This is a genomic window from Nocardia sp. NPDC003183 (assembly GCF_053590715.1).
The window spans coordinates 784,869-798,664 of record NZ_JBSFTG010000002.1; the positions used below are offsets into that span (position 1 = coordinate 784,869).

Below are 13,796 nucleotides of genomic sequence, written 5' to 3' on the forward strand. Positions count from 1 at the left end.
GATGGTGCAGGCCCTTCCAGGTTTCGGGTGATTGGTCGCTGGATCTGTACGCGACTCGACGGTGGTGTCTATCCCGGACCGTGGTGATTAGACTGATCACATCGTGGCGTGTCCAGTCGGGCGGTCAGGCAGATGAAGGGTGGAAGGCCCCAGATCGGGAGGCGAGATGACGGTTGACCGCGCTGTCGGTGACAGCGGCTTCGGCCCCTACACTGTGCTCGATCTGCACGACCTGTCGGAGGACGGCAAAGGGTTCGAACTCGAGGACGGGTGGTTGGTCGAGGTGGCTGCGGGGGCTCGGCACAACTGGATCGCGCACCGGCTGGCTCAAATAGTGCGAGGCGCACTGCCCAACGACTCACTGGTGGTCCTCGACGGCGGTGAGTGGGAGATCAGCACCCCTTCAGGTGTACGGAAGCCTGACGTTCTCATCGTTCCTCGTGACGTCGCACGATCGGTGATCGTGGACGAGGTGCCGAAAATTCTTCCAGGACTCGACGTCTTGCTCGTTGTCGAGGTGGTCTCGCCGGGCAGCGGGAGCGAACGTACCGATCGGGTGCGAAAAGTCGGTGAATATGCGGCGCTCGGGATTCCCGAATATTGGATCGTGGAGCATCGGCCCAGCATTCGAGTCATCCGGCTGCTGCTCGATGCGGGCGCAGGTACCTATCGTGCCGATCCGGCGGTCGGATCCGGCTCGATGTTCGACGCAGTGTTGCGGGGAGACAGCGATGTTCGATTGTCCTTCGATCCCGAACAACTGATCGACTTCTGACAGCTCGGCAACAAGGCTCGCTTCGGCTGAATGCCGGAGCGAGCCTTTGCCGTTGGTGGCGCGGATCGAATTGTGTCCGGTAAGTGGGTGATACGGCTACTCGACTGTCCCGGAACGCAATTCGAGGGCAGGGGTGCGAGCAGGGTAGGGGCGCTATGTCTCGATGAACCAGACTGCCGTGCCGTTACTTTCGGGATTCTCTGGGTACCAAGGGCACCGCCGCCACTGCGGCGACCGCCGCCAAGGCGTAGACCACGGGGAAGCCGGTCGCCGTGATCACGGCACCGAAAAGTGGTGGGACGGCGGCTATCGCGAGGTTCTGGCCGGTGTTCTGGATGCCGAGGCCGCGACCGCTCCAGAAGGGGCCGGCGATCTCGGCCACGGCCGTGAACGCCAAACCGTTGTCGGACACCGAGATCACCGAAGCCGCGACCATCAACGGGACAGCGGCCCACCACCAGTCGGTCCAGGCGGTGACGGTCAGGGCGGCCATGGCGAGGGCGGCGGCGATGGCCACCTGACGCAGGGGGCCCAGGCGGGAGCCGACTCGGTCCGACCAGGCTCCCGCGCCGATTCTGCCTGCGGCGCCCAGGAATTGGGTGGCGGTCATCAAGGCGCCCGCCGCGGCCAGTGACCAACCCAGGTCGACGTGGAGCCACAGCAGGCCGAAGGTCCACAGTGTGGCCTGGGGGACGACCAGCAGGATCGAGACGCCGTGGATGCGCCACAGGGTGGAGTCGCCGCGATAGGGATTGGCGCGGTCGGCGGCCTTCGCGGCCGGTCGCGGTGGGTCGATGATGCCGACCAGGCAGCCGATCGCGGCGACCCCGGCCATCAGGGCCGGTACCAGCAGCGCTGCGGGGATGCCGTGGTGCGCGGCCACCCACGGGATGGTGAGCGCGCCGATGCCGACGCCCAGTGGCTGCGCGGTCTGGCGAATACCCATGGCCAGGCCACGCCGGTCCGGCGGGAACCAGCCGACGATCACCCGGCCACTGGCGCCGTTGGAGCTGGCGGCGCCGATGCCGCCCACGAACAGCAGCGCACCGAACGCGACCGGGTTGTCCACCACGGCCGCGGCGACGCCTGCCACGAACATCAGCAGGGTCCCCGCCACCAGCACGATGCGTTCGCCGATCCGGTCGACCACGTACCCCCAGGCGATCAGGGTGCAGACCAGACCTACGGTCGGCAATGCCACCAGGGCTCCGGCGGACGCGAGTGAATCGCCACGAGCGGTGAGCGCGGGCAGCAGGAACGGGGTGCCGTGGATGAAGATCGAACTCGAGGTCTGCGCGAAGACACCGAGGGCGAGCATCATCCAGCGTCTGCCGTCACCGATCCGCGTCACTGGGGCCATCGGCCGCGTGTCTGTCACGATTCTCACCTCGCCGGATTGCACGATTGCATCTCATTATCTGAGATTGATGTCTCATTTTTTGAACTTCGATGATCACGCTACACCGGTGACCCGTGGAATTTCCGCACCGGCGAGGTGTCTGACGGGTCACATCGGCGCACGCGCGAATCCCGCAGGCGGGCAGTGGCTTCGAATCACACCGGTGTGATCTTTCCCGCACTTCCACCGGGCGGCTATCGAGCGATCGGTGTCGCATCACGGGTGCGTTCGGGCAGGTAGCCCCGTCTCGATAGACTCCGGGGCATGCGCTTAGGTCGAGTTGCCAGTCCCGATGGAGTCGCTTTCGTCAGCATCGAGGGCGACGGAAGCGATGCCGTCGCCAAGGAGATCGCCGAACATCCGTTCGGCTCGCCGACGTTCACCGGACGGAGCTGGCCGCTGGCCGATATCCGCCTGCTGGCACCGATCCTGGCGAGCAAAGTGATCTGCATCGGGAAGAACTACGCCGCCCACGCGGCCGAAATGGGCGGTGCGGCGCCGGTGGACCCGGTGATCTTCATCAAGCCGAACACCTCGATCATCGGCCCGAACGCATCGATCATCCTGCCGCCCAGCTCTTCTCAGGTCGACTACGAGGGCGAGCTGGCCGTGGTGATCGGCCGTCCGTGCAAGGACGTGGCCGCGGCCAAGGCGTCCGAGGTGATCCTCGGCTACACCATCGCCAACGACGTCACCGCTCGTGACCAGCAGCGCCACGACGGCCAGTGGACCAGGGCGAAGGGTTACGACACGTTCTGCCCGCTCGGCCCGTGGATCGAAACCGCGCTGGATCCAAGCGATCTGGAGATCGTCACCGAGGTCGACGGCGAGGTCCGTCAGCGCAGCCGCACGTCGCTGTTCCTGCACGATATTCCGAAGATCATCGAATGGATCAGCTCGGTGATGACCCTGCTGCCCGGTGACGTGATCCTCACCGGCACACCGGAAGGCGTCGGACCGCTGCAGGCCGGGCAGAACGTGTCGGTCACCGTCGAGGGCATCGGCACCCTCACCAATCCTGTTGCCACCAAGCGCTGAGACCAGCGGAGAAGAGAGTCATGACTGAAGTACGGGTCCGTTTCTGCCCGTCGCCGACCGGCACGCCGCACGTCGGCCTGGTGCGCACGGCGCTGTTCAACTGGGCGTTCGCGCGCCACCACGGCGGCAAATTCGTGTTCCGCATCGAGGACACCGACGCCGCCCGCGATTCCGAGGATTCCTACCGCGCGCTGCTCGACGCGCTGCGCTGGCTGGGGCTCATCTGGGACGAGGGCCCCGAGGTCGGCGGACCCTACGAGCCCTACCGGCAGTCGCTGCGCCGCGATCAGCATCTGGATGTGGTGCGCCGGCTGCTCGAGGCCGGAGAGGCCTATGAGGCATTCTCGACGCCGGAGGAAGTCGAGGCCCGTCATCGCGCCGTCGGCCGCGACCCGAAACTCGGTTACGACAATTTCGATCGCGATCTCAGCGCCGAGCAGATCGCGGCGTACAAAGCCGAGGGTCGCCCCGCCGTGGTCCGCTTGCGGATGCCCGACGAAGATCTCGGATGGAATGATCTGGTTCGCGGCGAAACTACCTTCAAGGCCGGCACCGTCCCCGATTTCGCCCTCACCCGGGGCAATGGTGACCCGCTCTACACGTTGGTGAATCCGGTCGACGACGCGATGATGCGGATCACCCATGTGTTGCGGGGTGAGGATCTGCTCTCCTCGACACCACGTCAGCTCGCGCTGTATGCCGCGCTGCAGCGTATCGGGGTTGCCGAGTTCACGCCCGAGTTCGGGCATCTGCCGTTCGTGATGGGTCAGGGCAACAAGAAACTGTCCAAGCGCGACCCGGAATCGAATCTGTTTCTGCATCGGGACCGCGGATTCATCCCCGAGGGTTTGCTGAATTACCTCGCCCTGCTCGGCTGGAGCATCGGCGAGGACCGCGATGTGTTCTCCATGCTGGAAATGGTCGCGGCTTTCGATATCTCCTCGGTGAATTCGAATCCGGCCCGCTTCGATCAGAAGAAGGCCGACGCGATCAACGCCGAGCAGATTCGCCTTCTCGAGCCCGGCGATTTCGGTCACCGTCTGCGTGAGTTCCTCACCGCGAAGGGCCACATCGGGGCCGAAGTCGACGAGAAGACATTCCTGGTCGCCGCCGAACTCGTGCAGACCCGCATCGTGGTGCTCGGTGACGCGTGGGACCTGCTGAAGTTCCTCTTCGTCGCTCCCGCGGAGTTCGCGATCGACCAGGCGGCGGGCACCAAGAATCTCGGCGCCGAGGCCGACCCCGTGCTCGACGCCGCGATCGCCGCTGTGGAGCCGCTGGGCGAGTGGACCACCCCGGCACTGGAGGAGGCGCTGAAAAAGGCGCTGATCGACGATCTGGGGCTCAAGCCGCGTAAGGCGTTCGCGCCGGTGCGGGTCGCGGTGACGGGTTCGCACATCAGCCCGCCGCTGTACGAGTCGATGGAATTGCTGGGTCGCGAGGCCTCACTCGATCGACTGCGTGCCGCCCGTGGTTGGGCTCCTGCCGCGCAGTAGCTGTGGGAAGCGGGTGCGGCCCTGCGCCGCATCCGCTCCAGCAGGGTCGAAAACGGCCGAAAAGCGGCTTCTGACCAGGCGATTTGTAGTTTACCCCCTAGTGTTTGGTAATCTTCTCATCGCCGCGGAACACGGCCTCGCAACACCGACAACCACTCGGTGGGGATTGCAAGGCCGGGCGTTTCGGTCTTTGGGGTATGGTGTAATTGGCAACACAGCTGTTTCTGGTACAGCCATTCTAGGTTCGAGTCCTGGTACCCCAGCAAGGTTTCACTCTGTGAGATCGTCCTGGCCCCGTCGTCTAGCGGCCTAGGACGCCGCCCTCTCAAGGCGGTAGCGCGGGTTCGAATCCCGTCGGGGCTACAAAGCAAAGTAAGGCCCCCGGTCGAATCCGACCGGGGGCCTTCTTCGTTTCTACAATCGCTTGTGCAACGCCTCGGCGGCCGCGACCAGATCGGCGGCCCAGCGCGCGCCCGGCCTACGGCCCATTCGATCGATCGGCCCCGAGACCGACACGGCGGCCACGATCACCCCGCCCGCATCGCGCACCGGCGCCGACACGCTCGCCACCCCCTGCGCGCGCTCGGCGGCACTCTGCGCCCAGCCGCGCTTGCGCACCTCGGCCAATGCCCGGTCGCCGAACACCGCGTCGGCCAGGACCGTGCGCTGCAACTCGGGATCGGCCCATGCCAGCAACACCTTCGCCGCCGAACCCGCGGTGAGCGGTAGTCGCGAACCGACCGGCACCGTGTCGCGCAGGCCGACGGGCGGCTCCAGCGCGGCGACGCAGACGCGGGCGTGACCGTCGCGGCAGTAGAGCTGGACGCTCTCGCCGGTGATCTCGCGCAGACGGGGCAGAATGGCACCGGCGGCCTCCACCAGTGGATCGGCCGCCCCCGCCGACAACTCGGTGAGCGCGGGCCCCGGCCGCCACAGTCCGTTGCCGTCACGGGCCAGCAGCCGGTGCGTCTCCAGCCCGACCGCCAGCCGATGCGCGGTGGCGCGTGGCAGGCCGGTGCGGGTGCACAGGTCGTTGAGACCGCAGGGCTCGTCGGCGACGGCATAGAGCACCGCCACGGCTTTGTCGAGAACACCGATACCGCTATGCTGTCTCATAGAACGATACTAACGTCTCAAATGCTGAGATACCAAGTATGCCCGTCGAAAGGTGATCAAGCTATGGCCGAGCGCGCTCGCACACTGGCCGAGAAGGTGTGGGAACAGCACGTCGTCGTCACTGGTGAAGGCGATGGTTCCTCCCGTGAACCCGACCTGATCTACATCGATCTGCACCTCGTGCACGAGGTGACCAGTCCGCAGGCCTTCGACGGGCTACGCGCGGCGGGCCGTCCGGTGCGCAGGACCGATCTCACCATCGCCACCGAGGACCACAACGTCCCCACCACCGATATCGACAAGCCGATCGCCGACCCGATCTCGCGCACCCAGGTGGAGACGCTGCGCCGCAACTGCGCCGAATTCGGCGTGCGCCTGCACTCGATGGGCGACGCGGAGCAGGGCATCGTGCACGTGGTCGGTCCGCAGCTGGGTCTCACCCAGCCCGGCATGACCGTCGTCTGCGGTGACAGCCACACCTCCACCCACGGCGCTTTCGGCGCGCTGGCGATGGGCATCGGCACCAGTGAGGTCGAGCACGTGCTCGCCACCCAGACGCTGTCGCTGCGCCCGTTCAAGACGATGGCGATCACCGTCGACGGTGAATTGGCGCCGGGCGTCACGAGCAAGGACCTGATCCTGGCCGTGATCGCCGAGATCGGCACGGGCGGCGGCCAGGGTTATGTGCTGGAATACCGCGGCGAGGCGATCCGCAAGCTGTCGATGGAAGCGCGGATGACGATCTGCAACATGTCCATCGAAGCGGGCGCACGCGCCGGCATGATCGGCCCCGACGAGGTGACCTACGAATTCCTGAAGGGCCGCCCGCACGCACCGCAGGGAGCCGACTGGGATGCCGCAGTGGCCTCCTGGGACGCGCTGGTCACCGACGAAGGCGCGCAGTACGACGCCGAGGTCCACATCGACGCGAACACGCTCACCCCGTTCGTCACCTGGGGCACCAATCCCGGCCAGGGCCTGCCGCTGGGCGCGAATGTGCCCGACCCGGCCCAGATCGCCGACGAGAACGAGCGCGAATCCGCCGAGAAGGCCTTGCGCTACATGGACCTGACGCCGGGAATGCCGCTGCGTGAGGTGAGCGTCGACACCGTATTCGTCGGCTCCTGCACCAACGGCCGGATCGAAGATTTGCGCGCGGTGGCCGATGTTTTGAAGGGACGCCAGGTCGCCGAGGGCGTACGAATGCTGGTTGTGCCTGGCTCGATGCGGGTGCGCGCGCAGGCGGAAAAAGAAGGACTCGGCGAGATTTTCACCGCCGCGGGCGCGGAATGGCGTCAGGCGGGCTGCTCGATGTGCCTGGGTATGAATCCCGATCAGCTCGAACCCGGCCAGCGCTGCGCGTCGACCTCGAACCGCAATTTCGAGGGCAGGCAGGGCAAGGGCGGTCGCACGCACCTGGTCTCGCCGCTGGTCGCGGCCGCCACGGCGGTCCGTGGAACCCTGTCCTCGCCTGCCGATCTGGCCTGAGTCACCGATCACCTACAGATCGAAAGGGAATCGTTATGGAAGCCTTCACCGTTCACAAAGGCATCGGCGTACCGCTGCGCCGGTCCAATGTCGACACCGATCAGATCATCCCCGCCGTTTACCTGAAGCGCGTGACCCGAACGGGTTTCGAGGACGGCTTGTTCGCCGGTTGGCGTGCCGATCCGGAGTTCATTCTCAACACCGAGCCGTACACCCGGGGCAGCGTGCTGGTGGCGGGCCCGGATTTCGGTACCGGTTCTTCGCGTGAGCACGCTGTGTGGGCGCTGTCGGACTACGGCTTTCGGGTGGTCATCTCGTCGCGTTTCGCGGACATCTTCCGTGGAAATGCGGGCAAGGGCGGGCTGTTGGCCGCGCAGATGTCACAGAACGATGTCGAAATGCTCTGGAAGCTGATCGAGGAACAGCCCGGCATCGAATTGGTTGTCGACCTGTCCGCGCGCACCGTCACAGCGGGAACCGTCGTGTTGCCGTTCGATATTGACGACTACACCCGGTGGCGTCTGCTGGAGGGTTTGGACGATGTCGGCCTCACGCTGCGCCGCGCCGACGAGATCAGCGAGTTCGAAAAGGGAAGGCCGTCATGGAAACCCGTGACGCTGCCGGAGCCTATTTCACGGGCGTAATCAGCTGGGGCGCTTAGGGGCGCATCCTGGGCGGCGGTAGCTGGACGTGTGCTAAACCACATGAATTTTGGCGTGGCACATAGACTCTTGCTCAAACTGGGTTTACCGTGGTACCTAGTCGGTCCGACGACGGGCCATTAGTCTGCGGAGGATTCAATGAACAAGGCGGAACTGATCGACGTTCTGACCGAAAAGTTGGGTACGGACAGGCGGACGGCTACCGCGGCTGTCGAGAATGTTGTCGACACCATCGTCCGTGCCGTGCACAAGGGTCAGAGCGTCACCATCACCGGATTCGGTGTGTTCGAACAGCGCAAGCGTGCTCCCCGGGTTGCCCGTAACCCGCGTACCGGTGAAACCGTGAAGGTGAAGGCTACTTCGGTGCCTGCCTTCCGGCCGGGCGCGCAGTTCAAGGCAGTCATCGCGGGTAAGCAGAAGCTGGCCTCGTCCGGGCCTGCCGTCAAGCGAGGCGTGAATGCCCCGGTGGCGGCGAAGAAGGCGGCAGCCAAGAAGACCGCGGCGAAGAAGACCGCGGCCAAGAAGGCCACGCCGTCCAAGGGTCCGGCCAAGACCACGGCCCGTAAGGCCGCCACCAAGGCACCTGCCGCCAAGAAGACCACGGCGGCAAAGAAAGTGACGGCGGCCAAGAAGGCGCCCGCCAAGAAGGTGACGGCGGCCAAGAAGGCTCCTGCCAAGAAGGTGACGGCGGCCAAGACCACGGCCGCCAAGAAGACCACCGCTGCGAAGAAGGCTCCTGCCGCCAAGAAGACTGCTGCTAAGAAGACTGCCGCCCGTCGTGCTCGTTGATCCTGCCGCAGCGGGATCAGGTCGGGGAATGTGCACGTAGGCCGCATCACCCACCACTGGACCGAGAACGGCCCCGGGAATCCCGGGGCCGTTTCGGCTGTTTCCGAGCCGGTCCGGGTGACTCAGGTGGTGACGATTGCCGTCGACAACGAACGGTCCATATGGTCCGCCGCGACCAATCGGTCCGCGACGAACGACAATGCCCAGACGCTGCCCTTGCGATTGCGCGCCGAGGGCAGCGTGAGCCCGCCCTGCTCGGCCAGCCACTGGGTGAGATCGGGAATCACCCCGCCCTGACTACACACGACCGGCACCCCCCGATCTGTTACCAACGACAGAAATCGTTGCCGTGCCGTGCTTTTCGCTGAATCGTAACCTTGCTCGGAAAACATTGGCTCGCAATTGATTTCGGTGTTGAGCTGTTCCGCCAACGGGGTCACGGTTTGGATGCAGCGCAGGGGATCGGCGGAATAGATCTCGGATGCGCCGAACGCCAGCAGATTCGGCGTCAATGCCTTCGCCTGCTGTTCCCCGGCGGCCTCGAGCGGCCGTAACTCGTCGGGTCCGTCGAAGCGGTTGCGCTTGCCCGCCTTGGCGTGGCGCACCAGCAGCACCGTGTTGGTGCGGGCGGGCAGCCGCGCGAAGATCCGCACGATCTGGCGATCCATCGGATACGACAATTGGTCCATCACCCGGGCCAGCGGGAACCACCGCAGCTGGTCGACTTCGTCGTTGACGGCGAAGTCGCCGTCGGCCGCCTCGGCGGCCCAGTAGTCGACCCGCTTGAGCTGACGGTGGCCCGGGATCGGATAGGTGACGTGGCCGAGATAGCGCCCCAGCGTGGCAGCGAGGCCGGTTTCCTCGCCCACCTCGCGCACGGCCGCGACCACCGGGGTCTCGCCGGGATCGAGCTTGCCCTTCGGCAGTGACCAGTCGCCGTATTTCGGCCGGTGGATCACGCCGATCTCCGGGCCGAGCGTCCCCGCCCGCCACAGAACCGCCCCGGCGGCATGGATGTTGGGCCGTACGCGCGGGTCGCGCAACGACCCGTCCTGACTCTGTGCGCTCACGGCTGATCGGGGCGACGCCGGCGCATGAGGAAGGCCTGGTGATCACGCACCTGGTCGGCCTCGACATCGGTGGGACTGGCCTGCCAGGTGCCATCCGGCAGCAGGATCCAGCAGCGGGTCGCCGGATCGAGCGCGGAATCGAACACCTGCGCGAGCTGATCGACGAGTTTGGGATCCTTCACCTGCACCATCACTTCGACGCGGCGGTCGAGATTGCGGTGCATCATGTCGGCGCTGCCGATCCAGGTCTGCTCCTGCGCGCCGAATTCCATGACCCGGGAATGCTCCAGGAACCGGCCGAGGATCGACCGCACCTCGATGTTCTCGCTCAGACCGGGCACACCCGCGCGCAGGCCGCAGATGCCGCGCACCACGATCTGCACCGGCACGCCCGCCTGGGAGGCCCGGTAGAGCGCGTCGATGATCTGCTCGTCGACGATCGCGTTGGCCTTGATCCGGATCCGGGCGGCCGCGCCCTGTCCGGCCAGTTCGATCTCGCGATCGATCCGCTCGATGATGCCCGCGCGCACGCCCAGCGGCGCGACCATCAGATTGCGGTAGTCCTCCTTGCGGGAGTAGCCGGTCAGCGAATTGAACAGGTCGGTGAGATCGGCGCCGATCTCCGGTGCGGCGGTGAACAACCCCACGTCCTCGTACAGGCGCGCGGTCTTCGGGTTGTAGTTACCGGTGCCGATGTGGCAGTAGCGCCGGATCGTGGAACCCTCGCGGCGCACCACCAGGCAGGTCTTGCAGTGGGTCTTCAGACCGACCAGGCCGTAGACCACGTGCACGCCCGCCTGTTCCAGCTCGCGTGCCCATTTGATGTTGGCCTGCTCGTCGAAGCGGGCCTTGATCTCGACCAGCGCGACGACCTGCTTGCCCGCCTCGGCGGCCTCGATCAGCGAATTGATGATGGGGGAGTCACCGGAGGTGCGGTAGAGCGTCTGCTTGATCGCCAGTACCTGCGGGTCGGCCGCGGCCTGTTCGATGAACCGCTGCACGCTGGTGGAGAAGGAGTCGTAGGGGTGGTGCACCAGCACGTCGCCCTCGCGTAGCGCGGCGAAGACGTTGCGTGGAGTCTCGCGCTCGCCGAAGGCCGCCGGAGTGGCCGGAACATACGGCGCGTCTTTCAGCTCGGGGCGGTCGACACCGTAGACCTGCCACAGGCAGGACAGGTCGAGCAGGCCGGGCACCTGGATCACATCGGCGGGGTCGACCTCGAGCTCGCGTAACAGCAGTTCCAGCATGTGCTCGGTCATGTCGTCGGAGACCTCGAGGCGCACCGGCTTGCCGAAGCGGCGGCGGGCGAGTTCGCGCTCCATCGCCTGCAGCAGGTCTTCGTCGCGGTCCTCGTCGACCTCGAAATCGGCGTTGCGGGTGATCCGGAACGAATGCGTCTCCACCACGGTCAGACCGGGGAACAGCAGGTCGAGGTGGGCGGCGATGAGGTCTTCCATCGGCAGGAACGCCGCGATCGCCGACGGCGCGCCGGTGCGGCGTACGCGCACGAAACGGTCGACGTTGTCGGGCACCTTCACGCGGGCGAAGTGCTCACCGCCGGTGCCGGTATCACGCACGGTCACGGCCAGATTCAGGCTCAGGCCCGAGATGTAGGGGAACGGGTGCGCCGGGTCGACGGCGAGCGGTGTGAGGACCGGGAACACCTGGTCGGTGAAGTAGTTCGACAGGCGTTGGCGCTCATCGTCGTCGAGGTCGCTCCAGCCGATGATGTCGATGCCCTCGACGGCCAGCGCCGGGTTCACCGCGTCGATGAAGACCTTCGCGTGCCGCTCGGCGAGCTCCTGGGCACGGGCGGTGATCATCTCCAGCTGTTCCGACGGTGAGCGACCATCGGCCGAGCGCACCGACAGGCCGGTCTCGGCACGGCGTTTCAAGCCGGCCACGCGCACCATGTAGAACTCGTCGAGGTTCGACGCGAAGATCGCGAGGAATTTGGCTCGCTCCAGCAACGGCAACGAGGCGTCCTCGGCCAGGGCCAGGACACGGGCGTTGAAGTCGAGCCAGCTCAACTCGCGGTTGAGGTAGCGATCTCTGGGCAACCGCTGGGCGCTCGCGTCACCGCCCGAGGCGAGGGCGGCCGCAGGTGGCGGGGAAATCGGGGGCAGCTGCTTGATGGTTTCCGTATCGCTCACGAGATCAATCATCCCTCGAGGAACGGGCGCCGCGCATCACGACATTGCACGATTCGTTCCGACTGGTCCGATTGTGGCGATCAGCTAGCACACAGTGCGAACGGGATCACTTCTGTGCGATGAGAATCCGAATTCGCGCAGGGTCGAGGTGGTGAATTCGCCGACGCCGAGCGTGCGGACGAGATCGAGATCCTCGGGGGTGTCGACATCGCAGCGCAGGCCCGGCCAGTGCCCGAGCAGCGGCACGGCGCCGTCGTCGCGGTGTGCGCGCGCGGAATCGGCGCCGAAGCGGGGCGACAGCGGTGCGGTGGCGTCGCGGATCAGCAATGCGGCGGTGCCGGTACCGGTGTGATCGATCACCACCGATCGCGCGCTGACGGCGACGGTGAGCACGTCGGCCAGTTCGGACGGGCGGAGAGCGGGCAGGTCGGCCTGCAGCGCGAGCAGCGCGGTGGGTCCGTGGCGATCGCGCACGTGGGCGGCGCCCGCGGCGAGCGCGGTGTTGAGCGGGTCGGCACCGGCCGGTGGCTCATCGAGCACGTGCGCGCCGAGCTCGCGCGCGCGGGCGGCGACCAGCGGATCGGGCGTGACCACGGTCAGCGACGACAGCTCGGGCACCGCGGTGGCGGCAACGGCGGTGTCGGTGAACATGGCGAGCACGAGCTGGGCCCGCTGCTCGGTGCTCAGCACGTTCGCCAGCCTGCTCTTGGCCCGGCCGATGTGTTTGACCGCCATCACGGCGTGCACGGTGTGCATGGTTCCGATCCTTGCATGGCATATTGGGCTGATGACGAGGGCGGCGGTTATGGGTGCGGGGTCGTGGGGTACGGCGTTCGCGAAGGTGTTGGCCGAGGCGGGGACCGACGTGACGATCTGGGCCAGGCGGCCCGAGGTGGCGCAGGCGCTCGATACCGAGCACCGCAATCCGTTCTACCTGCCCGGCGTGCAGTTGCCACCGGTGCGGGGCACCGATGACCATCGGGTCGCGCTGGACGGGGCGGATCTGGTGGTGCTGGCGGTGCCGTCGCAATCGTTGCGGGCCAATCTGGATCTGTGGAAGGGCGATATCGGGTCCGACGCCACGCTGTTGAGTCTGGCCAAGGGGATCGAGACCGGCACGCTGCTGCGGATGAGTCAGGTGATCGCGGAGGTCACCGGGGCCGAGCCGGGACGCATCGCGGTGTTGTCGGGCCCGAATCTGGCGCACGAGATCGTCGAACGGCAGCCCGCGGCGACGGTGATCGCCTGCACCGACACCGAGCGGGCCGGGGTCGCGCAGCGCGCGTGTGCCACCGGTTACTTCCGGCCGTACACCAATACCGATGTGATCGGCTGCGAGATCGGTGGCGCGTGTAAGAACGTCATCGCGCTCGCCTGCGGCATCGCTTCGGGAATGGGATTGGGCGACAACACGGCGGCCAGCCTGATTACGCGCGGGCTCGCCGAGGTGATCCGGCTCGGGGTGGCGCTGGGCGCGCAGCCGGTGACGCTGGCCGGGCTGGCGGGTGTCGGCGATCTGGTGGCTACCTGTACCTCGCCGCTGTCGCGCAACCGGTCCTTCGGGTACGCGCTCGGTGCGGGCGGCACGATGAGCGCCGCGCAGGAAGCAACCAATGGGCAGGTGGCCGAAGGTGTGAAGTCGTGCACATCGGTGCGGGCCCTGGCCGCCGAGCACGGGGTGGAGATGCCGCTCACCGACGCGGTGCACAGGGTGTGTCATGAGGGGCTATCGGTGAGCGAGGCGGTCGGCAGCCTGCTCGGCAGGCGGATCAAGCCCGAATAAGGGCGATAGCGCCACGGCGGCGAGAAC

The 13,796-nt window shown here is 66.5% G+C and carries 12 protein-coding genes and 2 tRNA genes; 9 read left to right on the top strand and 5 right to left on the bottom strand.

The features are described from left to right. Window positions 1–166 precede the first annotated feature (166 nt). A complete protein-coding gene (locus ACWDXS_RS11370) occupies window positions 167–775 on the top strand; it encodes a Uma2 family endonuclease (protein ID WP_378992112.1) in 609 nt (202 codons plus the stop codon). A gap of 184 nt (window positions 776–959) precedes the next feature. Here the strand turns inward: ACWDXS_RS11370 and ACWDXS_RS11375 are convergent, their stop codons facing one another. After that, window positions 960–2,135 carry an MFS transporter gene (locus ACWDXS_RS11375; protein ID WP_378992391.1) on the bottom strand — a complete coding sequence of 392 codons (1,176 nt, stop codon included), beginning with the start codon at window positions 2,133–2,135 and terminating at the stop codon, window positions 960–962. 303 nt (window positions 2,136–2,438) lie between these two features. Here ACWDXS_RS11375 and ACWDXS_RS11380 point away from each other — a divergent pair, with 303 nt between their 5' ends. The 4 genes from ACWDXS_RS11380 to ACWDXS_RS11395 all read left to right on the top strand — a co-directional run bounded on the left by ACWDXS_RS11380 (window position 2,439) and on the right by ACWDXS_RS11395 (window position 5,071). After that, on the top strand, window positions 2,439–3,212 hold the full coding sequence (locus tag ACWDXS_RS11380; protein ID WP_378626299.1) for a fumarylacetoacetate hydrolase family protein: 774 nt from the start codon (window positions 2,439–2,441) through the stop codon (window positions 3,210–3,212). Window positions 3,213–3,232: 20 nt separating this feature from the next. Continuing rightward, a complete protein-coding gene (gene gltX / locus ACWDXS_RS11385; protein WP_379221351.1) occupies window positions 3,233–4,708 on the top strand; it encodes a glutamate--tRNA ligase in 1,476 nt (491 codons plus the stop codon). 191 nt (window positions 4,709–4,899) lie between these two features. Then, window positions 4,900–4,971, top strand: a tRNA-Gln gene (locus ACWDXS_RS11390). A gap of 27 nt (window positions 4,972–4,998) precedes the next feature. Further along, window positions 4,999–5,071: transfer RNA gene (locus tag ACWDXS_RS11395), tRNA-Glu, on the top strand. Between the two features lie 51 nt (window positions 5,072–5,122). On the opposite strand, the gene ACWDXS_RS11400 is transcribed toward ACWDXS_RS11395, so the two are convergent. Beyond that, window positions 5,123–5,824 (bottom strand): IclR family transcriptional regulator, encoded by a 702-nt coding sequence (locus tag ACWDXS_RS11400; protein WP_101466364.1) that lies wholly within the window; start codon window positions 5,822–5,824, stop codon window positions 5,123–5,125. Window positions 5,825–5,887: 63 nt separating this feature from the next. On the opposite strand from ACWDXS_RS11400, the gene leuC reads away from it, so the two are divergent. The 3 genes from leuC (at window position 5,888) to ACWDXS_RS11415 (ending at window position 8,763) form a co-directional block, all read left to right on the top strand. Further along, window positions 5,888–7,312 carry a 3-isopropylmalate dehydratase large subunit gene (leuC, locus tag ACWDXS_RS11405; protein WP_378992116.1) on the top strand — a complete coding sequence of 475 codons (1,425 nt, stop codon included), beginning with the start codon at window positions 5,888–5,890 and terminating at the stop codon, window positions 7,310–7,312. Window positions 7,313–7,347: 35 nt separating this feature from the next. Continuing rightward, window positions 7,348–7,956: a 3-isopropylmalate dehydratase small subunit gene (gene leuD, locus ACWDXS_RS11410; protein ID WP_378626302.1), complete on the top strand. Its 609-nt coding sequence runs from the start codon at window positions 7,348–7,350 to the stop codon at window positions 7,954–7,956. A 156-nt stretch (window positions 7,957–8,112) separates the two neighbouring features. Beyond that, window positions 8,113–8,763, top strand: coding sequence for an HU family DNA-binding protein (locus tag ACWDXS_RS11415; protein WP_358105333.1), 651 nt, complete (start codon window positions 8,113–8,115; stop codon window positions 8,761–8,763). Between the two features lie 122 nt (window positions 8,764–8,885). On the opposite strand, the gene ACWDXS_RS11420 is transcribed toward ACWDXS_RS11415, so the two are convergent. The 3 genes from ACWDXS_RS11420 to cofC all read right to left on the bottom strand — a co-directional run bounded on the left by ACWDXS_RS11420 (window position 8,886) and on the right by cofC (window position 12,742). Then, complete coding sequence (locus ACWDXS_RS11420) at window positions 8,886–9,806, bottom strand: NUDIX hydrolase (protein WP_378992118.1); 921 nt, start codon at window positions 9,804–9,806, stop codon at window positions 8,886–8,888. A 23-nt stretch (window positions 9,807–9,829) separates the two neighbouring features. Continuing rightward, entirely contained in the window at window positions 9,830–11,998 is a 2,169-nt protein-coding gene (locus ACWDXS_RS11425; protein WP_378992119.1) for an RNA degradosome polyphosphate kinase, read from the bottom strand. A gap of 72 nt (window positions 11,999–12,070) precedes the next feature. Continuing rightward, window positions 12,071–12,742, bottom strand: coding sequence for a 2-phospho-L-lactate guanylyltransferase (cofC, locus tag ACWDXS_RS11430; protein WP_378992120.1), 672 nt, complete (start codon window positions 12,740–12,742; stop codon window positions 12,071–12,073). A 31-nt stretch (window positions 12,743–12,773) separates the two neighbouring features. On the opposite strand from cofC, the gene ACWDXS_RS11435 reads away from it, so the two are divergent. Further along, window positions 12,774–13,769, top strand: coding sequence for an NAD(P)H-dependent glycerol-3-phosphate dehydrogenase (locus ACWDXS_RS11435; RefSeq protein ID WP_378992122.1), 996 nt, complete (start codon window positions 12,774–12,776; stop codon window positions 13,767–13,769). Window positions 13,770–13,796 lie beyond the last annotated feature (27 nt).

What these genes read in the sequence shown, in the direction of transcription:
- ACWDXS_RS11375 (WP_378992391.1), bottom strand. Translation starts at nt 2,135, where the DNA reads ATGGCCCCAGTGACGCGGATCGGTGACGGCAGACGCTGGATGATGCTC.
- ACWDXS_RS11400 (WP_101466364.1), bottom strand. Translation starts at nt 5,824, where the DNA reads ATGAGACAGCATAGCGGTATCGGTGTTCTCGACAAAGCCGTGGCGGTG.
- ACWDXS_RS11380 (WP_378626299.1), top strand. Translation starts at nt 2,439, where the DNA reads ATGCGCTTAGGTCGAGTTGCCAGTCCCGATGGAGTCGCTTTCGTCAGC.
- ACWDXS_RS11425 (WP_378992119.1), bottom strand. Translation starts at nt 11,998, where the DNA reads ATGATTGATCTCGTGAGCGATACGGAAACCATCAAGCAGCTGCCCCCG.
- cofC (WP_378992120.1), bottom strand. Translation starts at nt 12,742, where the DNA reads ATGCACACCGTGCACGCCGTGATGGCGGTCAAACACATCGGCCGGGCC.
- ACWDXS_RS11415 (WP_358105333.1), top strand. Translation starts at nt 8,113, where the DNA reads ATGAACAAGGCGGAACTGATCGACGTTCTGACCGAAAAGTTGGGTACG.
- leuC (WP_378992116.1), top strand. Translation starts at nt 5,888, where the DNA reads ATGGCCGAGCGCGCTCGCACACTGGCCGAGAAGGTGTGGGAACAGCAC.
- leuD (WP_378626302.1), top strand. Translation starts at nt 7,348, where the DNA reads ATGGAAGCCTTCACCGTTCACAAAGGCATCGGCGTACCGCTGCGCCGG.
- gltX (WP_379221351.1), top strand. Translation starts at nt 3,233, where the DNA reads ATGACTGAAGTACGGGTCCGTTTCTGCCCGTCGCCGACCGGCACGCCG.
- ACWDXS_RS11435 (WP_378992122.1), top strand. Translation starts at nt 12,774, where the DNA reads ATGACGAGGGCGGCGGTTATGGGTGCGGGGTCGTGGGGTACGGCGTTC.
- ACWDXS_RS11370 (WP_378992112.1), top strand. Translation starts at nt 167, where the DNA reads ATGACGGTTGACCGCGCTGTCGGTGACAGCGGCTTCGGCCCCTACACT.